18 protein-coding genes and 8 tRNA genes are annotated in these 21,670 nt (G+C 38.2%); 17 read left to right on the top strand and 9 right to left on the bottom strand.

All coding sequences use genetic code 11. The annotated features are described in order from the left end of the window. Positions 1-297: 297 nt before the first annotated feature. Genes CZ809_RS11365 through CZ809_RS11355 form a run of 3 tightly spaced genes read right to left on the bottom strand, consistent with a single transcriptional unit; the run spans position 298 to position 3,391 of the window. On the bottom strand, positions 298-1,140 hold the full coding sequence (locus CZ809_RS11365) for an energy-coupling factor transporter transmembrane component T family protein (protein WP_080157740.1): 843 nt from the start codon (positions 1,138-1,140) through the stop codon (positions 298-300). A 2-nt stretch (positions 1,141-1,142) separates the two neighbouring features. Beyond that, positions 1,143-2,837 carry an ABC transporter ATP-binding protein gene (locus CZ809_RS11360; RefSeq protein WP_080157739.1) on the bottom strand — a complete coding sequence of 565 codons (1,695 nt, stop codon included), beginning with the start codon at positions 2,835-2,837 and terminating at the stop codon, positions 1,143-1,145. A 2-nt stretch (positions 2,838-2,839) separates the two neighbouring features. Next, on the bottom strand, positions 2,840-3,391 hold the full coding sequence (locus CZ809_RS11355; protein WP_080157738.1) for an ECF-type riboflavin transporter substrate-binding protein: 552 nt from the start codon (positions 3,389-3,391) through the stop codon (positions 2,840-2,842). 655 nt (positions 3,392-4,046) lie between these two features. Here CZ809_RS11355 and uvrY point away from each other — a divergent pair. The 3 genes from uvrY (at position 4,047) to pgsA (ending at position 7,231) form a co-directional block, all read left to right on the top strand. Beyond that, positions 4,047-4,691, top strand: coding sequence for a UvrY/SirA/GacA family response regulator transcription factor (uvrY, locus tag CZ809_RS11350; RefSeq protein WP_080157737.1), 645 nt, complete (start codon positions 4,047-4,049; stop codon positions 4,689-4,691). Next, on the top strand, positions 4,691-6,541 hold the full coding sequence (gene uvrC / locus CZ809_RS11345; RefSeq protein ID WP_080157736.1) for an excinuclease ABC subunit UvrC: 1,851 nt from the start codon (positions 4,691-4,693) through the stop codon (positions 6,539-6,541). The genes uvrY and uvrC overlap by 1 nt, the downstream gene beginning before the upstream one ends. A 132-nt stretch (positions 6,542-6,673) precedes the next feature. Further along, on the top strand, positions 6,674-7,231 hold the full coding sequence (pgsA, locus tag CZ809_RS11340) for a CDP-diacylglycerol--glycerol-3-phosphate 3-phosphatidyltransferase (protein ID WP_080157780.1): 558 nt from the start codon (positions 6,674-6,676) through the stop codon (positions 7,229-7,231). Between the two features lie 85 nt (positions 7,232-7,316). Here the strand turns inward: pgsA and cobA are convergent, their stop codons facing one another. From cobA to nirB, 4 genes are all read right to left on the bottom strand, one after another. Further along, positions 7,317-8,141, bottom strand: coding sequence for a uroporphyrinogen-III C-methyltransferase (cobA, locus tag CZ809_RS11335; RefSeq protein ID WP_080157735.1), 825 nt, complete (start codon positions 8,139-8,141; stop codon positions 7,317-7,319). Between the two features lie 38 nt (positions 8,142-8,179). Then, entirely contained in the window at positions 8,180-8,995 is an 816-nt protein-coding gene (gene nirC / locus CZ809_RS11330) for a nitrite transporter NirC (RefSeq protein ID WP_080157734.1), read from the bottom strand. 114 nt (positions 8,996-9,109) lie between these two features. After that, positions 9,110-9,436: a nitrite reductase small subunit NirD gene (gene nirD / locus CZ809_RS11325; protein WP_080157733.1), complete on the bottom strand. Its 327-nt coding sequence runs from the start codon at positions 9,434-9,436 to the stop codon at positions 9,110-9,112. After that, on the bottom strand, positions 9,433-12,000 hold the full coding sequence (gene nirB, locus CZ809_RS11320) for a nitrite reductase large subunit NirB (protein ID WP_080157732.1): 2,568 nt from the start codon (positions 11,998-12,000) through the stop codon (positions 9,433-9,435). The genes nirD and nirB overlap by 4 nt, the downstream gene beginning before the upstream one ends. A 489-nt stretch (positions 12,001-12,489) precedes the next feature. Between nirB and CZ809_RS11315 the strand changes: the two genes are divergently transcribed. From CZ809_RS11315 to CZ809_RS11280, 8 genes are all read left to right on the top strand, one after another. Continuing rightward, positions 12,490-12,563, top strand: a tRNA-Cys gene (locus CZ809_RS11315). A 16-nt stretch (positions 12,564-12,579) separates the two neighbouring features. Further along, positions 12,580-12,655, top strand: a tRNA-Gly gene (locus tag CZ809_RS11310). A gap of 170 nt (positions 12,656-12,825) precedes the next feature. Beyond that, positions 12,826-12,912: transfer RNA gene (locus CZ809_RS11305), tRNA-Leu, on the top strand. A 54-nt stretch (positions 12,913-12,966) separates the two neighbouring features. Next, a tRNA-Cys gene (locus CZ809_RS11300) sits at positions 12,967-13,040 on the top strand. A 16-nt stretch (positions 13,041-13,056) separates the two neighbouring features. Beyond that, a tRNA-Gly gene (locus CZ809_RS11295) sits at positions 13,057-13,132 on the top strand. 174 nt (positions 13,133-13,306) lie between these two features. Further along, positions 13,307-13,393, top strand: a tRNA-Leu gene (locus CZ809_RS11290). 54 nt (positions 13,394-13,447) lie between these two features. Further along, positions 13,448-13,521 (top strand) — tRNA-Cys (locus CZ809_RS11285). Positions 13,522-13,540: 19 nt separating this feature from the next. Next, positions 13,541-13,625: transfer RNA gene (locus tag CZ809_RS11280), tRNA-Leu, on the top strand. Positions 13,626-13,744: 119 nt separating this feature from the next. On the opposite strand, the gene CZ809_RS11275 is transcribed toward CZ809_RS11280, so the two are convergent. Next, a complete protein-coding gene (locus CZ809_RS11275; protein WP_080157731.1) occupies positions 13,745-14,647 on the bottom strand; it encodes a LysR family transcriptional regulator in 903 nt (300 codons plus the stop codon). Between the two features lie 135 nt (positions 14,648-14,782). Between CZ809_RS11275 and CZ809_RS11270 the strand changes: the two genes are divergently transcribed. The 6 genes from CZ809_RS11270 to CZ809_RS11245 all read left to right on the top strand — a co-directional run bounded on the left by CZ809_RS11270 (position 14,783) and on the right by CZ809_RS11245 (position 20,591). Beyond that, a complete protein-coding gene (locus CZ809_RS11270) occupies positions 14,783-16,411 on the top strand; it encodes an MFS transporter (RefSeq protein ID WP_080157730.1) in 1,629 nt (542 codons plus the stop codon). A gap of 14 nt (positions 16,412-16,425) precedes the next feature. After that, positions 16,426-17,547, top strand: a complete 1,122-nt coding sequence (locus tag CZ809_RS11265; RefSeq protein WP_080157729.1) for a linear amide C-N hydrolase — start codon at positions 16,426-16,428, stop codon at positions 17,545-17,547. Between the two features lie 143 nt (positions 17,548-17,690). Beyond that, positions 17,691-18,032: an ArsR/SmtB family transcription factor gene (locus CZ809_RS11260; protein WP_107276969.1), complete on the top strand. Its 342-nt coding sequence runs from the start codon at positions 17,691-17,693 to the stop codon at positions 18,030-18,032. A gap of 108 nt (positions 18,033-18,140) precedes the next feature. Next, a complete protein-coding gene (gene arsB, locus CZ809_RS11255; RefSeq protein ID WP_080157727.1) occupies positions 18,141-19,196 on the top strand; it encodes an ACR3 family arsenite efflux transporter in 1,056 nt (351 codons plus the stop codon). A gap of 160 nt (positions 19,197-19,356) precedes the next feature. Continuing rightward, a complete protein-coding gene (locus CZ809_RS11250; RefSeq protein WP_080157726.1) occupies positions 19,357-19,854 on the top strand; it encodes a hypothetical protein in 498 nt (165 codons plus the stop codon). A gap of 224 nt (positions 19,855-20,078) precedes the next feature. Continuing rightward, positions 20,079-20,591 (top strand): RNA methyltransferase, encoded by a 513-nt coding sequence (locus CZ809_RS11245; protein ID WP_080157725.1) that lies wholly within the window; start codon positions 20,079-20,081, stop codon positions 20,589-20,591. Positions 20,592-20,665: 74 nt separating this feature from the next. Here the strand turns inward: CZ809_RS11245 and CZ809_RS11240 are convergent, their stop codons facing one another. Continuing rightward, entirely contained in the window at positions 20,666-21,523 is an 858-nt protein-coding gene (locus tag CZ809_RS11240; protein WP_080157724.1) for a DMT family transporter, read from the bottom strand. Positions 21,524-21,670: the final 147 nt, after the last annotated feature.

Raw genomic sequence — 21,670 nt, 5'->3', positions numbered from 1 at the left:
TATTTATGAGTATGTTTGTTGTGTTTTTTAATGATTTTTAGTTATAAAAACGCGACTGGTTGTTTGACTAGTAAGCGTTAAGTTTGTTTTTTGTTAATTTAAAGTACGGTTTAATTAATGGACTGACAATAAGTAAAAAACTACTTTTCTTATGATTTGAGAAATTGGGTAATATTGCTAAGAAGAGATGAAATGAAAATAGTGATGGGAATAATCAAATGAAGTTAATAGTTACAGGGGGTTAAACGAAAAAACCGCCAATAAATGACGGTTTTTCATTATGCTTTAGAAGCCGTCTTAATGAAAAGGATACCAAAATAACGTTGCAGATTGATAACGATGCAGAATGCCAAATCCAAGTACAAGGGCAATAATTATTAACGCAATAGCATCATTTTTTGTCATTGGTTTTAAGCTATACCAAGTACGCTTTTTATTGCGTCCAAAACCACGCAGTGTCATTGCATTGGAGATCACATCCGCGCGATCTAAACTTGAAAAAATCAGTGGCCCAAGAATTTTGGCAACATTACGAATACGAGTCATGACTGGCGCTTTTTTTGAAATATCCACGCCACGTGCTTGTTGAGCATGCATTATATTGGTGAAATCTTTCATTACTTCAGGTAAATAACGCAAAGTGAGGCTGACGGCGTAAGCAATACGATAAGGTACACCTAGTTTATTTAAACTGGCAGAAAACTCTGTTGGATGGGTCGTAAAAACAAATACCAACGCAATGGGAAACATACTGAAATATTTAAGCGTAACCGTTAGTAAATAGAACACAGTTTCAAGAGTAATATTGTAGTGTCCAAAAAGGTGTACTAGGACGGTTGTTGAATGCATGTAGTCAGTGCCTTGTTGAGGGGCAATCAAAAACATAAACAATGCATTCATTAATAACACCACAGCAGTACCAACTAACAATGGTTTATAGACAGCAAATGGAATTTTAGTGGCTTTAAGTAGCAATAAACCCACGATAATTAATCCGCAAATAACGCGTAGATCAAAGGTGATTAGCACCATTGTTACCCATGCCATAAATAACACAAACTTGGTAATACCGTTTAGGGCATGTAACCAAGAGTGGGTGTTGACATAACTAATGCCAAATTTTAAATGTTTGCTTTTCATGGTTATTTATTTTTTAGTTCGTGGGCGATAAAACAGCGAATAAATTGATCAATATTTTTAATACCAATAGCTTGAGCCAATGAGTATAAGCTCGTAACCGTTAAGTTTGCTTGATCTAATAATGTTGGTTGGCTAAAAATATGATTAACTTTATCGTCAGCTAATAAGCGATTGTCGGCAATAACAACTGCGCGTTGAGTATATTCAAGGACTAAGTGCATATCATGCGAAATAATCACAATGGTGAGCCCTAGTGTTTGATTAAGTTCTTGAATAAATGTCATCATAGCCGCGTAGTGATGATAATCTTGTCCCGCAGTTGGCTCATCTAAGATCAACAAGTCTGGTTCAAGGACTAACATTGTCGCAATAGTAACGCGTTTTTTTTGGCCAAAGCTTAATGCATCAATAGGCCAGTGATGATAGCGACCAAGACCACATAATTTGAGGGTTGCTTCTACTTTGATTTTAATCTGCGCTTCATCCATGCCACGGTTACGTAGGCCTGATGCGACTTCATCAAAAATCATATGGTGTGAGATCATATGATTAGGGTTTTGCATCACCACACCAATGTGCTGGCTACGCTCAAAAATAGATTGATTAGCTAAATCGTTACCATTGAGAGAAATAGTACCGCAATCTGCTTCTAATACACCCATGATTAAACGAGTGATAGTCGATTTACCAGAGCCATTTTTTCCCATAATGGCAACAAACTCGCCTTTATGGATATCAAAGCTAACATCATCTAGCGTATTGCGAACACCATCATAAGAGTAACTGAGGTTTTTAATGCTCAATAGAACATCTTTTTCTGGCTCTATTGGGGCGAGCTTAACTTGATGAAACCACGACTCAATTTGAGGCTTAAATTTATCAAGTTTAATGGTTGAAAAATAAGCGGGTTTATCTTCAGCTGTGATTGTACAGCCAGCCGCTTTTATTGCAGAGATATAGAGTGGCTCACGAATACCATGTTGTTGCAGTAATGGGCTAGCCAATAGCTCATCGGGTGTCATATCAGCAATAATTTCACCACGCTCCATCATAATAATACGATCAATTGGGCGATGTAATACATCTTCCAAACGGTGTTCAATGATGATTACCGTTTTGTTTGAATCTTTATGGAGGTTATCAATGATTTCAATCGCAGCTTTGCCTGTTTTAGGATCAAGGCTTGCTAAAGGTTCATCAAATAACAAAATATCAACGTCATCAACCATCACGCCAGCAAGTGAAACCCGCTGTTTTTGGCCGCCACTTAAATCAAAAGGAGAGTGGTATAAAATGCTGTTTAAGTCGACCATGTCAGCCGTTGCTTGTACAATTTCGCGCATTTGTTGCTGTGGAATCATTTGGTTTTCAAGTGCAAAGGCAATATCTTCCCCCACACTTAATCCTACAAATTGACCATCGGTATCTTGTAATACAGTACCGACCATACTGGTGCAGTGATCCAGATCTAGCTGACGAGTATTTTTACCATTAATGTAAAGCTCACCACTACAGTCACCTTTGATCGCATGAGGAATAAGCCCATTAAGGCATTGGCCTAATGTTGATTTTCCACAACCACTTGGACCAATAATGGCAATCTTTTCGCCTTTATTAATTGTTAGGTTAATATTTTTTAGAGTCGGGTTTTCAAGTGCCCAATATTTAAACGAAAAGTTGTTAAAGACGATACTCATTATTAGTAAGCCTCTTTTAAGTTGAAGCTTTGCTGCTTACGTTTAGCCACTGACGTTAGGATTAAATGACCAACAACGGCGATAATAACGGTATTGCTAAGCGCAATAATAACTAATTGCACTAATACCTTAGTAAAGGGTTCGGCATAGAGGATGGCATCAAGAAAGGCGGAGCAGCCATAACCTACAACATTGGCAACAAAGGCTAGAGCGACAAAGAGACTAAAATCTAGATTAGAAAAACGTCCCATCTCTAAACGGCCACGGGTGAGCATAGGGTAAAGACCAATAATTAAGCCAACAATGCCTGAGCCCAGTTCCCATGTAAACCATACACCCCAGCCAGCAAAAAGGTCTGTCACCCAGTGACCTATAATACCGACAAGAAAGCCAACTAAAGGCCCAAAGAGAACGGCGAATAAGGCTAAGACTGCCATCGCAGGTTTAAGCGTGGTGTTAGCAAAGATAGGAATACCAAACATAGGTAAACCACCAATACCATATAGGGCTGCACCAATTGCAATAACAACAACTGTTTTAGCAGAAAGACTCATAACTTAACCTTGTTAACTCAGTCATCGAGACACGCTGTCATCGATGCAATGCAATAATTGGATAATAGATACTAATGGTTATAATCATCGTATTACAGATTAGATAGACCAAGCCAATCAGCAGAGTACCGTGATAGTAATCACTATCATTGGTGGTAACTCCGCATTAATAATCCATTATTAAGCAAGAGCGGTGTAAGTCTTTTTAATGTGAAAACGTCGTATATATAGAATGTGAAACCAAAAGCGGCGCTATGATAACGTAATCTTTCTCGGAAAGGAACGCTTTACATCTAGACGGCTAAGGATTAATCAGCATTAATTAACCTTATCAAAATAAGGTTAATAGATTGTTATATCTTACTGATTTGGTTATTTTTTATCATTGTATTGTCCACATCTAGACATAGGTATTTTTTGGGGCTTTATTTTTATTATAAAATAGACAATAATCGAACAACGGTCATTATTTTACAGCGCGTAAAAAATAGGTAACCGTAAACTGTCAAGCCTTAACTTTATGTGAAACTTTGCGCTGATACACAGAATCAGTATGAGGTTCATGGTTAAGTTGAGGTAGAATTATAAGTATTAGTGAGTTAGCTGTCCCGCCATAGTGGCAGGGTGCAGAGCCAAATCATATTGGAGATACAGCTTGATTAATGTATTCCTTGTAGATGATCACGAACTGGTTCGCACAGGGATCCGACGTCTTCTTGAAGATGTCCGTGGTATTAAAGTGGTAGGGGAAGCCGTCAGTGGTGAGGATGCCGTAAAATGGTGTCGAAGTAATCATGCCGACATTATTCTTATGGATATGAATATGCCAGGTATTGGTGGTCTTGAAGCTACTCGTAAAATATTACGCTTCAATCCCGAGATTAAAATTATTGTATTAACCGTACATACTGAAAATCCATTCCCAACAAAAGTTATGCAAGCCGGTGCCTCGGGTTATTTAACCAAGGGAGCAGGGCCTGATGAAATGGTGAATGCTATTCGTATGGTTAATAGTGGTCAGCGATATATTTCTTCTGAAATTGCCCAACAAATGGCTTTAAGTCAGTTCGCGCCAGATTCAGAAAACCCATTTAAAGAGCTGTCTGAGCGTGAATTACAGATCATGATGATGATCACTAAAGGACAAAAAGTTACTGATATATCTGAGCAATTAAGTTTAAGTCCTAAAACTGTAAATAGTTACCGTTATCGTTTATTTAATAAGTTAAATATTAGTGGTGATGTTGAGTTAACACATCTAGCGATTCGTCACGGCATGCTTGATACTGAGACGCTATAGTGTCTAATCATGTCGATGATACCGTTTTTGATGCGCAAAGTTTTCTCAAAACGGTAACTCACCAACCTGGCGTCTACCGTATGTATGACGCCAGCGGTGAAGTGATCTATGTTGGTAAGGCGAAAGATCTCAAAAAACGCTTATCAAGTTATTTTCGAACCAATGTTGCGGGCGAAAAAACACGCGCGTTAGTTAAAAATATTTGTAAAGTCGATGTAACAGTGACTCACACTGAAACTGAAGCATTGATCCTTGAACACAATTATATCAAACAGTATTTACCTAAATATAATGTCTTGTTACGTGATGATAAGTCTTATCCTTATATTTTGTTAAGTGCCAGTAAACATCCTCGTTTATCTATTCATCGTGGTGTTAAACGTCGCAAAGGTGAATATTTCGGTCCTTATCCTGATGTTTCTGCCGTGCGTGACAGTTTGCACTTGATGCAGAAAATATTTCCAATTCGTCAATGTGAAGATTCTGTTTACGCTAATCGTAGTCGTCCTTGTTTAATGTATCAAATCGGTCGTTGCTCTGGCCCTTGTGTCGCTGGATTAATCTCTGATGATGATTATCAACAGCAAGTGCAGTGGGTACGTTTATTTCTTCAAGGTAAAGATCGACAAGTGATCAATACCATGGTGGAAAAAATGGAGCAGGCGAGTATGGCGCTTGATTTTGAACGGGCAGCTATATATCGCGATCAGATTCAAGCTCTACGTCGAATTCAAGAGCAACAATTTGTTAGTCAAGATAATGAAGATGATTTAGACGTTATTGGTATTGCACATCAAAACGGTATGGCGTGTATTCATGGTTTGTATATTCGTCAGGGGAAGATTTTAGGTAGTCGTAGTTATTTTCCTAAAATGCCCGTTGATGCATCGTTAACCGAAGTGCTATCAAGTTTTGTCACCCAGTTTTATTTTAATCAAGCTGAAGGTCGTGTCATACCGAGCCTTATTTTATTAAGTGAAGAACTTGGGGATGATAGTGAGGCTATTTTAACTGCTTTGTCTGAACTTGCTGGTCGTAAAATTACGATTAAATATCATCCGCGAGGAACACGAGCAAAATATCTACAATTAGCACAAACGAATGCAGAAACCGCGTTAACCAGTAAATTAAATCATCGAATGACAATTCAAGAGCGTTTCTTTGCGTTGCAACAAGCATTAAACTTAAAACCTATCTCTCGAATGGAATGTTTTGATATTAGTCATACCATGGGTGAAAAAACCGTGGCATCTTGTGTTGTCTTTAATCATGAAGGCCCGTTAAAGCAAGAATATCGCCGTTATAATATTACCGGTATAACGGGGGGTGATGATTACGCAGCTATGGCGCAAGTATTAGAGCGTAGGTATAGTAAAAACATGGAATTAGATAAAATTCCAGACATAATTTTCATTGATGGGGGTAGAGGTCAACTCTCAAGAGCGTATGATGTTGTAAAACCTTATATCGCTGATTGGCCAAAACGACCAATGTTAGTGGGTGTTGCAAAGGGAACGACGCGAAAACCTGGGTTAGAGACGTTAATTTTCGTCACCGGTGAAGAATTTTCTATGCCAAGCGATTCTCCCGCGTTACATTTAATACAACACATTCGTGATGAAAGTCATGATCATGCAATCAGTGGTCACCGTGCCCAGAGAGCAAAAGTAAGAAAACGTAGTACTCTCGAAGATGTCGAGGGAGTTGGACCTAAACGGCGTCAGGCTTTATTAAAATATATGGGTGGAATGCAAGAACTGAAAAAAGCGAGTAAAGAAGAAATTGCTAAAGTACCTGGTATCAGCTTGGCTTTAGCGGAAAAAATAGTCGATGCATTGCAACATGGTTAGTCTGTCGCTTTGAAGGTCATCATTGCTACAGTACTTTATTGGTTAAATTTACAGAAAAGGCACACTCTTTTACTTTTTTAGAGTAGTCTAGATTGTATGTTAGGCCCAGATCTTGAACATAAGAATAAAATTATGCGTTTATCAATCCCAAATATTTTAAGTTTTATCCGGCTCATTCTTATTCCATTTTTCGTTATTGCCTTTTATTTACCTTATGAATGGTCGGCGTTTGCTACTGCGTTAATCTTTTGGGTAGCAGGTGTAACAGATTGGTTTGATGGTTATCTTGCGCGTAAGCTTAATCAAACGACACGTTTTGGTGCGTTTATTGACCCCGTCGCTGATAAATTAATGGTCGTAACCGCAATGGTGCTGGTGGTTGAGCATTATCATACTTTATGGGTAACTGTTCCTGCTATTACTATGATTGGCCGTGAAATTATTATTTCAGCATTACGAGAGTGGATGGCTGAACTAGGTAAACGTGCAAGTGTTGCCGTTTCATGGGTTGGTAAAGTAAAAACAGCATCACAAATGTTTGCCTTATTACTATTACTATGGCATCCGCATCAATACGTTGTATGGCTAGGTTATGCATCACTATATATTGCAATGGTGTTAACTTACTGGTCAATGGTACAGTATCTTAAAGCGGCAAAAGGTGATTTGTTAAACGCAGACAATCACTAAATAGATTTTAATTATTTGTTAATAAATAAAAAAGCGAGCTAATGGCTCGCTTTTTTGTGTTTATAACTTAGTAAGTCAGCCGAACTTAACCATAACGTTGCATCTCTTGTTCTATATTGGTTAGTGTATCTGGTTGTTGATTAAACCAATTTAGTTGTTGGGATAACTGAGTAACGCTACCGATAATAATTAAAGCAGGGCTAGCAGCTTGTTGAGCAAGCGTTTCTATTTGAGCGAGTTCTCCTGTTAATACGCGTTGGTGGATCGTTGTACCACGCTCAATAATGGCTATAGGTGTTGTTAGCGACATACCATAAGCACTTAATTTATGACGAATAACACTGCTTTGATTTAATCCCATATAAAACACTAACGTATGCTTAGCGCGCGCCAGTGATAACCAATCTATTTGATCTTGATCTTGTTTTAAATGCCCAGTAATAAATTGCACACTTTGGGCGTGATCGCGATGGGTTAATGGAATGCCTGCATATGCTGCACATCCTGATGCTGCAGTGATCCCCGGTACGACTTCAAAAGGAATATTAAATGGCAGTAAAGCTTCTAATTCTTCCCCCCCGCGGCCAAAAATAAACGGATCGCCACCTTTTAAACGTACGACTTGTTTACCAGCTAATGCATGTTCAACTAACAGATGATTAATTTGCTGTTGAGGCACACAATGATTACCGGCTTCTTTCCCTACAAAAATGGCTTGGCAGCGAGGAGGAAAGAGATCAACGATCTCTTGTGAGACTAAGCGATCATAAATAATGACATCAGCCTGTTGAATCAAGCGTAGTGCTTTGACTGTAAGTAAATCAGGATCACCTGGGCCTGCACCAACAAGAATCACTTTACCGATTTCAGTTGGGGTAGATAACGCATATAAAGTGTCTGATGGGTGCATAAGTTTACTCCAAAACTGTGTCATTATGGTCGGCATAATTATATTGATTGCTGTACTTGAGTATCAGCTGTTGCTGATTTAATCATTGGACGTTGTGATTTTGGTGTTGTAAACCAATAGCCTAAGCCCATAAATACTACGCCAGAAAGCGTATTACCGATTGTTACCCACAATAAGTTATGTCCAATACCAACGAGGGTAAATGCGTCTTTGTGATCGCCAAACCAAGATAGAGCAAAAATAGTCATATTAGCGATTGAGTGCTCAAATCCTGAAGCAATAAAGGCCAATAAACACCACCAAATGGCAATGAATTTTGCTGAACCTTCAACGCGTTGGCACATCCAAATAGCTAAACAAACAAGCCAGTTACATAGCATGCCTTTAAACAGTAATACCGACGCTGGAGCTGCAGTTTTTGCCATAGCAACATTATTTAATAGGCTGTTACCATCGTTTAAAAGTTTGCCACCACCGGCATAAAAGAAAAGTAGGGCAACACCAACCGAACCTAATAGATTTCCCATCCATGTTTGGGGTAATACACGTAATGTGTCAGCAACGGTGATTTGACCTGTTTTCACACCAAAAGTTAAAAACATAGTGTGCCCAGTGTAAAGTTCAGATCCAGCAATAATCACTAAGGTTAAAGCGATGCCAAATGTCGATCCCATTACAAGGGGTCTAATACTTGGGTCGACCATATTGCCAAGTGTGAAAATTAAAATAATGCCCAAACCAACGTAAGCGCCAGCCATAGCAGAGCTTAGCCAAAATCCGAGTTTCTCTTTTTGTGCAAATTCAACAATACGTGCCGCATTAGCGGAGCATTTTTTGATGGTATCAGCGTACATACATTTTCCCTGTAGAAATTAAAACTGTTTGTCATAAGCTAATAGACAAGTTGCCGTATTAACTTATGGCAAAGAAGAGTTTGGCACTCTCGGCCAAACTCATTACTGCTCTAATTACAAGCGAACCTGTACTTGACCCTGATGAACTTGAATCTGATAACAAGCAATTTTGATATCAGGTTGTTCTAAACAATGGCCATCAACTAATGAAAAGCGTTGTTTCTTTAATGGACTCGCGATCCATAGTTGATTCTGATGCTGGCAAATAATCCCACGAGAGAGGACATTTGATTCTGCAAAGGGGTCTTTATTATTGAGGGCAAACAATTGCTCACTATTGTCTGGACGGAAAATAGCTACTTGTTGATCGCCAACTAGGGCACAAACGCCTGTGCCGGGGATCAAATCATCAAGATTACATACAGAGATCCACTGACTCATGCTTTTTCCTCCAATGAAATAATAAAGGTTGTATCTTGTTCATTATTGATTGTTTTTTCACTAATAGCTGCAGGGCGATGTTGTTCTCGTTCGGGTACAAAAACAACATTGCTATCACGTTCTGTGCTATTAATAAAATGAGAAAAACGTTTTAATTGCTGCTCATTGCTTAGTGTGGCTTGCCACTCACAGTGATAACTCGCAATCAACCGTTCTGCATCAGCTTCAAGTTGTTGGTTAAGGCCTAATTTATCATTGATGATGACATCTTTTAGATAGTCTACACCGCCGTCTAAGCTAGTTAGCCATGTTGAAGTACGCTGTAATTTGTCGGCAGTACGCACATAAAACATCAAGTAGCGGTCGATATATTTAATTAATGTTGCAGTATCAAGATCTGCGGCTAATAAATCAGCATGGCGGGGCTTCATTCCACCATTACCTCCGACATACATATTCCAACCCGCATCTGTTGCAATAATACCTAAATCTTTACCTTGAGCTTCGGCACACTCTCGAGTACAACCAGAAACACCAAACTTCATTTTATGAGGAGTACGAATACCTTTGTAACGGTTTTCTAGTTGGACGCCTAAACCGACACTGTCTTGCACACCAAAACGACACCAAGTGCTACCAACACATGTTTTTGCCATGCGTAATGCTTTGGCATAGGCTTGACCTGTTTCAAATCCGGCATCAATCAGACGTTGCCAAATTTGTGGTAAATCGTCTTTATGAGCACCAAAAAGGCCTATACGTTGAGCGCCAGTTACCTTGGTATAAAGTTTATAATCACTTGCAATTTGAGCTAATGCTAATAATCCCGCAGGTGTTACTTCACCACCCGCCATCCGTGGGATAACAGAGTAGGTACCATCTTTTTGCATGTTGCCAAGAAAAATATCATTGGTATCCTGTAACGGTGTATTTTTAGGGCTAAGAGCGTATTCATTCCAGCATGACGCCAGAATAGAGCCAATAGCAGGTTTACACACCTCACAACCGTAACCTTTACCGTATTTAGTAAGTAAAGCATCAAAAGAGGTGATTTCTTCAACGCGAATAAGGTGGAAGAGTTCTTGACGAGAGTATTCAAAATGCTCACAAAGGTGATTCTTAACTTCAACGCCAGCCTTTGCAAGTTCACTATTAAGGACTTGAGTGATTAATGGAACACAACCACCACAGCCTGTGCCTGCTTTTGTTAACGCTTTTATATCACCAAGTGTTGTATAACCTTCAGCAACGGCGGCTGCTATTTTACCTTTAGTGACGTCAAAACATGAACAAATGACCGCACTGTCAGGTAATGAATCTGCGCCCATTGCAGGTTTTTCTGCACCAGCATGAGCAGGTAGAATCAAACTGTCAGGGTTTTCAGGTAATTCAATATTGTTTAATTTAAGTTGTAATAAATTACCATAATCAGCGGTGTCGCCGACTAATACTGCACCTAATAGTTGTTTACCATCTTCAGAAACAATAATACGTTTATACACATCTTGCTGTTCGTTAAGGTAAACATAACTTTTACAGTTAGGAGTACGGCCATTCGCGTCACCAATACTGCCAACTTTTACGCCTAGTAATTTCAATTTGGCGCTCATATCAGCACCGTCAAAAGTATGAGACTCGCCCAGTAAGTGACCGACAGCAATTTGTGCCATTTTATAACCAGGGGCAACGAGACCAAAGAACATATTGTTCCAAGATGCACACTCACCAATGGCATAAATATCATCATCAGATGTTTGACAGAAATTATTGATTGCAATACCACCACGGTTACCTAGCTCTAAATCACAATGGTGAGCGAGTTTATCTTGTGGACGAATACCAGTAGAGAATACGATGAAGTCAACTTCGAGTGAAGTGCCATCAGCAAAGGTAAGGGTATTACGAGCGTGTTGGCCATTTGCGATGATTTCTTGGGTATTTTTACCTGTATGAACAATAACACCAAGTTGTTCGATTTTTTTACGAAGTTGCGCGCCGCCATGAGGGTCTAGTTGTTCAGCCATTAATACTGGCGCAAATTCAATAACATGAGTATCAACACCTAATGCTTTTAAAGCACCAGCTGCTTCTAGTCCTAATAATCCGCCACCAACGACAACACCACTTTTACTGTGTTTAGCCGTTGCTTCGATCGCTTTTAGATCTTCAATTGTACGATAGACAAAACAATCTTTTGAATCATTACCTTTAATTGATGGCACCCAAGGATACGATCCTGTTGCCATAATTAATTTATCGTAATGAACTTCACGACCACTACTAGAATAAATGAGTTTTTGATCTCGGTTAATCGTGATGGCACGTTCACCTAAGAAAACGTTAATACCATGTTTTTGATAAAAACCTTGTTTAACGAGAGATAATTCTTCTGCAGTGTGATGAGAGAAATAAGATGAGAGGTGAACTCTATCATAAGCAACTCGTGGTTCTTCACAAAAGACAGTAACATCATAGTTACTCATGTCAGCTTTATCGACTAGCTCTTCGATATAGCGATGACCAACCATACCGTTACCAATAATTGCTATTTTGACTTTGTTCATAGATCCTCTTAACAATATCGTGAATTACGATAAGCTTATTGAGTGTTAACTAGAATAAATATGACACAAATCAAGTCAAACTTTAAATAACCCTAAAGAGGTATGCTTAAAAATCAAATGATTAGATGTAAAAATTAACTTCATTAATAAGTGCTATAAAAAGAAAGAGAATAAAGATAGGTAATAGTGTTATTAAGGACGAATAACATACCTGTAATTAAGCCATAGTAATGAATATGAATACTTGCGATATATAAACAAATGACAGTTTAAAGGGTTGATAATATTTCAATTTAATTCTTTGAATTCTAAGTGGGTGGATTTTGATCAACAATGGGCTGATTTTTAGGTGGATGTAACGGAAAATAACCACTTAAATAAAAAGTCATAATTTTTCGTTGACTCAGCCCGTAAAATCAGTAAATTACACCACATACCGCAGCGGGGTGACTTGCTAAGGTGAGTGAAGATTAGGTTCTTTACAAAAATGGCGCGTTGGCAGAGTGGCTATGCAGCGGATTGCAAATCCGTGTACCTCGGTTCGACTCCGGGACGCGCCTCCATTCTCTTTGAGAATATGCGACACTAGCTCAGCTGGTAGAGCGCAACCTTGCCAAGGTTGAGGTCACGAGTTCGAACCTCGTGTGTCGCTCCAATTTAAGAATATTGATGTTATCAGTGTTCAGCAATACAAGAGGTGACTCAACAATGTTGAGGTCACGCCTGAGTTTACAAGATCGGGAACCTCGTGTGTCGCTCCAAATTAAAAAATACAGCTTAGGCGGTATTTACAGATGGTGTCTTACCCATCGCAAGAAATTGCGTGCCCTGGTGGTGGAATTGGTAGACACAAGGGATTTAAAATCCCTCGGCGTTCGCGCTGTGCCGGTTCAAGTCCGGCCCGGGGCACCATCTATATACGTTGTTAAGCCAATTAACAACAGGCTAGGGAAACCTAGTAACGTTGGCGCGTTGGCAGAGTGGCTATGCAGCGGATTGCAAATCCGTGTACCTCGGTTCGACTCCGGGACGCGCCTCCATTCTCTTTGAGAATATGCGACACTAGCTCAGCTGGTAGAGCGCAACCTTGCCAAGGTTGAGGTCACGAGTTCGAACCTCGTGTGTCGCTCCAAATTAAAGAATATTGATGCTATCAGTGTTCAGCAATACAAGAGGTGACTCAACAATGTTGAGGTCACGCCTGAGTTTACAAGATCGGGAACCTCGTGTGTCGCTCCAAATAAAAAGATATTGCTGAAATGGCAGTATTTACAGATGGTGTCTTACCCATCGCAAGAAATTGCGTGCCCTGGTGGTGGAATTGGTAGACACAAGGGATTTAAAATCCCTCGGCGTTCGCGCTGTGCCGGTTCAAGTCCGGCCCGGGGCACCATCTATATACGTTGTTAAGCCAATTAACAACAGGCTAGGGAAACCTAGTAACGTTGGCGCGTTGGCAGAGTGGCTATGCAGCGGATTGCAAATCCGTGTACCTCGGTTCGACTCCGGGACGCGCCTCCATTCTCTTTATGAGAATAAAGCCCGAGTGGTGAAATTGGTATACACGACGGATTCAAAATCCGTTTCCTTCGGGAGTGACGGTTCAAGTCCGTCCTCGGGCACCAATTAAAATAACAAAGCCTCAGCTTACGCTGGGGCTTTGTTGTATCTAGCCTAATCAAAAATTTATCCCTACCTTTTTCTGGTCAACGTCTATTCTATATCTTTAATCTTATTATCGACGTCATAAATCAAATCCTCGCATCTTCTCTATAATCAACGCATAAGCCCGCTGAAAGACAGGTCCCTTAATTCCTTTCTGATTGGTTAACATTACACAAGGCCATAAAACTTCTTGTGCTGAAAACCCACTGTCTTTTAATTTCACTACCTTATCACCAGTAAAAGGTTTGGCTAGGTGATCGGGAATGATAGCCCAAGCATGAGGTGTTTCATTCAAGCATTTGACCATCAAATCAACCTCAGTAAAAAGACGATAGAAAGGGCTTAAGATAGTGAGTTTGTCTAATTCTGCGGCAATAAAACTTTCTAGAATAAATTGAGGTTTTACTTGAAGGTAAGAGCGTGTATAGGACAAATTATTATCCATGGTTTTTTTATTAACATAAAGTGAGCAAGCGACTTGGCCTAAAGTCAGTGCTTCAAGTCCATCTTGTGGTTTAGCTCGATGAGATAAAGCCTGTAAAGTAATATCAATGGTTTGATTATCTAATGCATTAATAGCTGTTGTTTTGTTTTGGCATAACCAGTGAATTTGTGATGATGGGAATTCTGATGAGAGCTGAGTGCTGATATCAACAATAACCTGGTGGGGGATTACTACGTCATAACTGATGGTGAGACTATTTTCTATGCCATGAAAAAGATTATCAGCCAGACTTTGAATTTCTTTGTGTTGTTCCAACAGTAATTTACTGTAGTTATAAATATTTTTAGCTTCAGGTCTTAATCTCGGAAGTTTCTTTTCACGGTTAAATAGTTCAATACCTAATTCTATTTCTAAATAACTTACTAGTTGATGAATTGATGATTTATCTTTTCGTAACAGACGAGCCGCCGCGCTAAATGAACCAGCCTCAACAACCGCAACAAATGCATCCACCTGCTCAAAAGTAAATTTTCTCATGTCTGACTCGGTGTTTATGTTTGGATAATCCCAACATAACAGAGATTACTTGAGAGGAAAAGTGGGCAACAATACTTTCAAATCGAAGAAAATAACAATATGAAGAGTAATGCAAAATGTGAAGGATAAGTAGCAATGGAGAATACATCAAAATTAGCTCCTATAGATAAAGCAAAAACGGGAATGGCAAAATGGTTTAGCTTAGTTATTTTGCTTATGGCACAGATGGGCACTATGGGGGATAACTCTGGGCTTTCTGTTTCAACGGCATCTTTAATTAACGAACTTGGCGCATCGGTTTCTGATATTGCTTTTGCCAATGCCATGTATCCGTTGATTGCTGGTGCATGTATGATTGCAGGGGGAATGTTAGGGCTGATCTGGGGCTGGAAACGTCTTTTCCAAGTTGGAGCTTTATTGCTATGTTTAGCCGAAATTATTGCCGCTTATACCGATAATATTCAAATATTTATTTTTGTAGCTCGAAGCTTATCCGGTTTTGGTGCCAGCTTTTTAATTCCGGCAGTGTTAGGTTTAATTGTTGGTATTTATACGGATACCAAAGATCGCGCTATTGCTTTTGGTGCAGTTGCCGCAGCCGTTGGTGTTGCAAATACAGCAGCACCTTTAGTCTTTGGCTTTCTCATTGATAAGTTTGACTATCGTGTTGCCTTTGAAGCTCTTGCTATTTACTTTGGTATGATATTTATATTAGGTTTTGCATTAGAGAAAATTGAAAAGCCAACAGTAAAAATTAAGTTTGATTTTATTGGCACTATATTAGTTTCGATTGGATTACTCTCAGTAATTGTTGGCTTACTTAAAATATCAGAATGGGGTCTTATTACGCCATTATCACCAAGCTTCCATATTCTAGGTATTAGTCCAACTTTACCATTGGTTTTATTTGGTATTGCTATTCTTATTGTTTTTATTAAATGGGAGCATCAGTTTGAATTAAAAAATGGTGCATGCTTAATGCCACACATATATAAAACACCTCAACTACGAGATGGTTTATATATGTGTGGCATGGTCTTTTTTGTCTTAGGTGCTTATATCTTAATTGGTATTACTTATTGTCAATTGGTTGCAGGATACAGTGCAACAGATACAGCTGTATTATTAATGGTTTTCTCTATGGGGATGCTAATAACATCACTGGCGACGCCAACTAAATTTGCTCATGTATCTTGTCGAAAGTTATGCATGGTTGGTATTGGATTCTGTGTTCTAGCTTCTTTATCTGGTGCTTTGGGAACTGAAATTGATTCAATTAACAAAGCCTTCTTTGCTTCAGCACTTTTTACTGGTCTTGGTTGTGGAATTATTGCTTCACAAGCATCATTAATCGTAACTGCTGCAGTTAATCAACGTGATGCAACTCAATCTGGTGGCGTTCAAGCAACATCAAGAAATATCGGTCAAACTATAGGTATTGCAGTATTGGGTAGTGTTTTGATGTTCTCTTTGACAAATATGGTCAAATCAGATGCGGCAAATAGTGACTTAATTAGTACTCAAACCAAGCAACAAGTTGAACAAATATCATCAATTCCATTTTTAAGTGATAAAGATTTCACTCAACTCGTTGAAAATAATATTACAGAGAAAAAAGACTATCCAGTACTTGTCGATATTAATCGTGAAGCTCGTAAATCATCAGCACAATTATCGTGGTTAGTATTAGCTGCAATGTGTTTTATGAGTATATTTACTTTAACGAAGAATATTCCAAATTATTCACTTATCAATAAATCGTAATAGAGGTATTTATTATGTGTACTCAAATTTCAATTAAAACATTACAAAATGATATTATTACCGGTCGTACTAATGAGTTTGGCCAGTATTACCGTAATAATGTAAGTTTCTTTCCTCGTCAATATGATGTGCCAAATTTTGCAATAGGTAAAAGCACGCATTTAAGAAAAGCGAAGTATGCAGTTATTGGTTGTAATATTGGTGAATTATTTGGTGATGCAGCATCTAGTCTTGAATTTTTAAGTGATGGCTTTAATGAAGAAGGGTTATCTATGGGTGTGTTGTACTACCCAAAGATGGCAACCTATGAGGTAGCAATAAAAGCAACAGATGAGATGATTGATGTTTTAGCAACGCCTTACTTGGTCTTATCTCAATGTAAAACTGTTGCGGAAGCGCGTGAATATATTGAAGCGCATCAAGGCAAATTTGTTGTATTAGCCGGAGCAGAACAGCCAGGGCATTTCTTGTTTATTGATAGAACGGGTGATGCAGCAGTATTTGAACCGGATCAAAAAGGTCGCATTGAAATTAAGCCATCAAATGGCATTATGACTAATAGCCCTCAGTATGAATGGCACCTAAAGAATCTAGGTGTGTACTCAAATATCCAACAGTTTGATACCGCAGATTCTGTTCTTCGCAACCTTGATGGTAGTTCGGCGCATTCTCATGGTACATGCGGTGCATTTGGATTGCCTGGCGATACATCACCAACATCTCGTTTTGTAAAAGCAAATTATTTAGCAAATGCGAGTACAAAATCAAATGTCGTTACTGCACAAGATGGCGTATTACGTCTACTTCGTATCTTTAATAATTTCGATATTATTCCGGGTATGGCGCTAAAACGTATTCCTGCAATGGCAAGTGATGAAACTGCAGTAAGTGGGGAAGTACCAACGACGATGGTTGATAATGCTGTTGAGACAGACTTTGAGAATACGGTAGCTGCTCATACTGACCATACGATTGTAAAGGATCTAACAAATCTTAAGTTCTACTATAAAGATTGGACTAATCAGTCAATTCGTTATGTTGCTTTTGAAGATTATGATCTTAATGGAAGTGATGTCGTGACTGTGAAGATGGTAGAGGATAATGCGCTTAAAGCTCAGCGAATTGTTATGAAATAGACGTTGAATAAAGAGGTTTAACGTCATTCAATTCTAATGTGGCATGTAGAGGTGCCACATTAGAAGTAAAATTTATTGTTATATTGTATTCTTGTTCGATACGGAGTATCGTTAATCGACGATTAGCGAAGTGGGGTGGTAAAATAATGACCAAATGTCCTGATTCTTGCCAAATATCTTTTACGGCAACAGATCAACAACTAAAGACAGAACAAACATTAGCAGCGCAAGCTAAAGCATTATCACATCCTGCGCGTTTGCGTATTCTTCACATTCTTCACACCTTAGATGCGATGGATAGCTGTTTAAACAGTGATCTAGTGTCTGAGTTAGGATTAGCGCAATCAACAGTTTCTGAGCATCTACGGATACTAAAACAAGCTAATTTTATTAAAGCTGAACCAAACCCACCTAAAGTGTGTTACCGCATTAACCGTGAAGCACTAAATACATTTAATGCTAAATTTTCAGATTTCTTGTCTTAATATTTTATTAAGTGCTTTATAGACAAGATTGGATTTCTTCATAACAACCAATCGTTATTCGACGATTAACGATTGGTTGTTGTAAATAATAAAAATTGGAAGGTTACTATGACAACAAAGGTTTTAAATAGCCCAAATAATAAAATGCAGTTTCTTGATCGTTACTTAACGGTATGGATTTTTGCTGCAATGATCATTGGGGTGGGGATCGGCGCTATTTTTCCTCAGGTGTCTCAGTGGAACCAGGCTATGTCGGTTGGAACGACCAATGTTCCGTTAGCGATTGGTTTGATTTTAATGATGTATCCACCACTTGCAAAAGTAAATTATGGCTTAATGGGAAAAGTAACCAAAGATAAACAAGCCCTTACGTTATCTTTGGTTATGAATTGGATCGTTGGTCCTATTTTAATGTTTGTTTTAGCATTAACCTTCCTCGGTGATCACCCTGGATATATGGTGGGGATTATTCTTATCGGCTTGGCTCGTTGTATTGCGATGGTATTAGTCTGGAATGATATTGGAGGCGGTAATAAAGAGTATGGCGCTACATTGGTTGCATTAAACAGCGCATTTCAAATTCTGACTTATAGTGTTATGGCATGGTTGTTTATTACTGTATTACCACCATTATTTGGTTATCAGGGTTTTGCTATTGATATATCTATTTTTGATATTGCGGAAAGTGTGTTGATTTATCTTGGTATTCCTTTTCTTGCAGGTTTTATTAGTCGTAAATGGTTGGTCGCTAAAAAAGGAGAGCAATGGTACAACGAGGTGTTTATTCCTCGTATTTCGCCTATTACGTTAATTGCATTACTCGCTACGATTGTGCTTATGTTTAGTCTTAAAGGCGATATGATTTTAGCTTTACCAATGGATGTTTTTCGTGTTGCAGTGCCGCTTGTTATTTACTTTGTTTTAATGTTTTTTATTAGCTTTTTTGTTGGTAAGAAAATGGGTATTCCTTATGACAAGAATGCTTCTATTGCTTTTACAGCCACAGGCAACAATTTTGAATTAGCGATTGCAGTGTCTATCTCAGTATTTGGATTGAGTTCAGACCAAGCATTTGCGGGAGTAATTGGTCCTTTAGTTGAAGTTCCAGTATTAATTGCCTTGGTTAATGTTGCGCTTAGAATGAAACAAAAATACTATCCGTAATTCTATTAAATCAAGGTGTATATTAAAACAATGAATAGAGAAGAATTAGAGTGTTTATTATTGGGGTCTATAATTTGTGTTGCGGATAAAATGTAATCCCGTATAACCCTATCTTCTCTCTTAATTTATTTATATTACACTAAACATTAGGATTACAAGCATGCTGAATCATGTCGTAACAACCTACACCCGATCTATATTTGATGATGATATTGAAGAGGGATCTATTGATGATTTTTCAGATGAGTCAGCATTAGTCATCAATGTATCTTCTGATCGAGCAGACATGTTATCGATGTTGATTGAAAAAGGAATAGCGCTGGCTGATGGATGCTATCATTTGATCGATGATGAAAATCGAATAGGGTATCGTGTGACCATTGATTCGAAAGATACCAATATTATACGTTTTAATTTAGTGCACATTACAGATCAAGACTCACGTTATTTAAATGCCTATGATATTGAAGTGATCGCTATTGCTGATGATAAGAAAGTGTATATTTCAACAATGCCTTATATGCCATTTTTTACTACTATTCTTGATATGTATAATGGTGATGAAGCACAAAAGATAGATGTATCGATACAGCAAGCTATTGAAGATTTATCATTAAGTTGGTTGTGCTATCATTTAGTGGATAATGACGTAAATTAATTATTATCGATTATAGTGATTATCGAGGTTGAGTTAATTTCTTTCGTATAGAAATTCAATAGCAAAATTTTTAAAAAAGCTTCATTCAAAGAGTGAGGCTTTTTTGCTTATGGGTCGAATGGTAGCGCTAACGTTGGTTACTTCTTTCTGGAAAGTTACTATTTTAGTATAATGGCATCTTTATTTATATTTGTTGTTAATCTAAACAATAAGGTATTCCTGACATGAAAGATGCATCAGTAATCATTGGATTAAGTAATCCTAAAAGTCCAACCAATATCGGTGCTGTACTCAGAGCAGCAGGTTGCTATAAAGCAGATGCTGTTATTTATACGGGAACCCGTTACGATAAAGCCGCAAAATTTCAGACAGATACTAAGAAAATGGCACAGACAATTCCATTATCTGGTGTTGAATCTATGCTTGATAACTTGCCGAAAGACATGAAGATTGTTTGTGTTGATTTTGCTGAGGGAGCAACATTATTGCCTCATTTTCAGCATCCAGACAAAGCGATTTATATCTTTGGCCCAGAAGATGGTTCTATTTCACAAGATGTAGCAGACAGAGCCGACCATGTTGTTTATGTACCCACGGTTGGTTGTATGAATTTAGCAGCATCCGTTAATGTTGTTTTATATGATCGTCTTGCTAAACAAGAAAATATTATCCAGAGTGATGACCATATTCGCCAAAATCGTGATAATAAAAATAACTTACGTGTAAGTGCTAAATAAATTTTTAATAAAATATCGCTAGATTATCGCCGTTGTGAATACGAACGGCGATAAATTCCATGTGTTATATGATATTATGCCGACTGTTTAACATCCCAAATTGTATAAAGTCCTAATGTGATTAATATTATTGCGCCTCCTAATATATCATTCAGAGATGGTTGTTCGCCAATAACTAAAAAGACATACAGTGGGCCTAATAAAATTTCCATTAATAAAATTAGACTTGTTTGCGCGGCAGGAATATAAGCTGCTGATTTTGAAATACACAAATAAGAGCCTGGTACAACAATACCACCTAATATTAATAAATATAGCATTTGAATATGTGATAATGAAAAAGGTTGTGCCCCTTTAATATAAGCAAATACGGCAATCATAAAGCCAGCGATAATAAGAATATTGGCGGCTTGTTCCCCTTTCGTTTTGCGCATAGCAACGAGATAAATAGCAGTGGCTAATGCAGTGATTAATGCCAGTACATTACCTATCCATTGGCCGCCCGCAGGGGCAAAAGCAAAGATGATCCAAATGCCACTGGTTGCAACACCAATAGCCAACAGTGTCGGCCACTTCAATTTTTCTTTTAATATTAGAAAACCTAAAATTGCAGTAAAGAAAGGGGCGGTATTGATGATAACGAGCGTGCTTGCAACTTGGGTATAATGTAACGATTCAATAAAGCAAACGGTCGAGGCGGCAAAAATAGCGCCTAGTCCGAGTAATGATAATGATGGACGAGATATTTCAGTTGTAAATTGCTTTCGATTATAAAGTAATTGAAAAATAACTAACGCAATGCACTGAAATGCACCACGCCAAAAAAGGACATTCCATGCAGTAGAATTAGATAGTTTAACGAATAAACTATCAAAGCTTAATATCATTATGCCAATAAAAGCCAATAATAATCCGCGATTTTTATCGCTCATAATAATAGTTTCCTATAAATCTAGTTCAGTGAATTAATCTTTTTACCAATATTAGATGCTGAATACGTGATAAGTATCTAATAAATATTATACCTATAATGTATTAGTTACTATCTTTTAGGATTAATCAATCACTGAATCTAATAT

This window comes from Photobacterium piscicola (genome assembly GCF_900166965.1).
In the GTDB taxonomy this organism is placed as follows: Bacteria; Pseudomonadota; Gammaproteobacteria; order Enterobacterales; family Vibrionaceae; genus Photobacterium; species Photobacterium piscicola.
This window is presented reverse-complemented; position numbering and strand designations above follow the sequence as displayed.

What these genes read in the sequence shown, in the direction of transcription:
- CZ809_RS11365 (WP_080157740.1), bottom strand. Translation starts at nt 1,140, where the DNA reads ATGAAAAGCAAACATTTAAAATTTGGCATTAGTTATGTCAACACCCAC.
- CZ809_RS11360 (WP_080157739.1), bottom strand. Translation starts at nt 2,837, where the DNA reads ATGAGTATCGTCTTTAACAACTTTTCGTTTAAATATTGGGCACTTGAA.
- CZ809_RS11355 (WP_080157738.1), bottom strand. Translation starts at nt 3,391, where the DNA reads ATGAGTCTTTCTGCTAAAACAGTTGTTGTTATTGCAATTGGTGCAGCC.
- pgsA (WP_080157780.1), top strand. Translation starts at nt 6,674, where the DNA reads ATGCGTTTATCAATCCCAAATATTTTAAGTTTTATCCGGCTCATTCTT.
- cobA (WP_080157735.1), bottom strand. Translation starts at nt 8,141, where the DNA reads ATGCACCCATCAGACACTTTATATGCGTTATCTACCCCAACTGAAATC.
- nirC (WP_080157734.1), bottom strand. Translation starts at nt 8,995, where the DNA reads ATGTACGCTGATACCATCAAAAAATGCTCCGCTAATGCGGCACGTATT.
- nirD (WP_080157733.1), bottom strand. Translation starts at nt 9,436, where the DNA reads ATGAGTCAGTGGATCTCTGTATGTAATCTTGATGATTTGATCCCCGGC.
- nirB (WP_080157732.1), bottom strand. Translation starts at nt 12,000, where the DNA reads ATGAACAAAGTCAAAATAGCAATTATTGGTAACGGTATGGTTGGTCAT.
- CZ809_RS11275 (WP_080157731.1), bottom strand. Translation starts at nt 14,647, where the DNA reads ATGAGAAAATTTACTTTTGAGCAGGTGGATGCATTTGTTGCGGTTGTT.
- CZ809_RS11270 (WP_080157730.1), top strand. Translation starts at nt 14,783, where the DNA reads ATGGAGAATACATCAAAATTAGCTCCTATAGATAAAGCAAAAACGGGA.
- CZ809_RS11265 (WP_080157729.1), top strand. Translation starts at nt 16,426, where the DNA reads ATGTGTACTCAAATTTCAATTAAAACATTACAAAATGATATTATTACC.
- arsB (WP_080157727.1), top strand. Translation starts at nt 18,141, where the DNA reads ATGACAACAAAGGTTTTAAATAGCCCAAATAATAAAATGCAGTTTCTT.
- CZ809_RS11250 (WP_080157726.1), top strand. Translation starts at nt 19,357, where the DNA reads ATGCTGAATCATGTCGTAACAACCTACACCCGATCTATATTTGATGAT.
- CZ809_RS11245 (WP_080157725.1), top strand. Translation starts at nt 20,079, where the DNA reads ATGAAAGATGCATCAGTAATCATTGGATTAAGTAATCCTAAAAGTCCA.
- CZ809_RS11240 (WP_080157724.1), bottom strand. Translation starts at nt 21,523, where the DNA reads ATGAGCGATAAAAATCGCGGATTATTATTGGCTTTTATTGGCATAATG.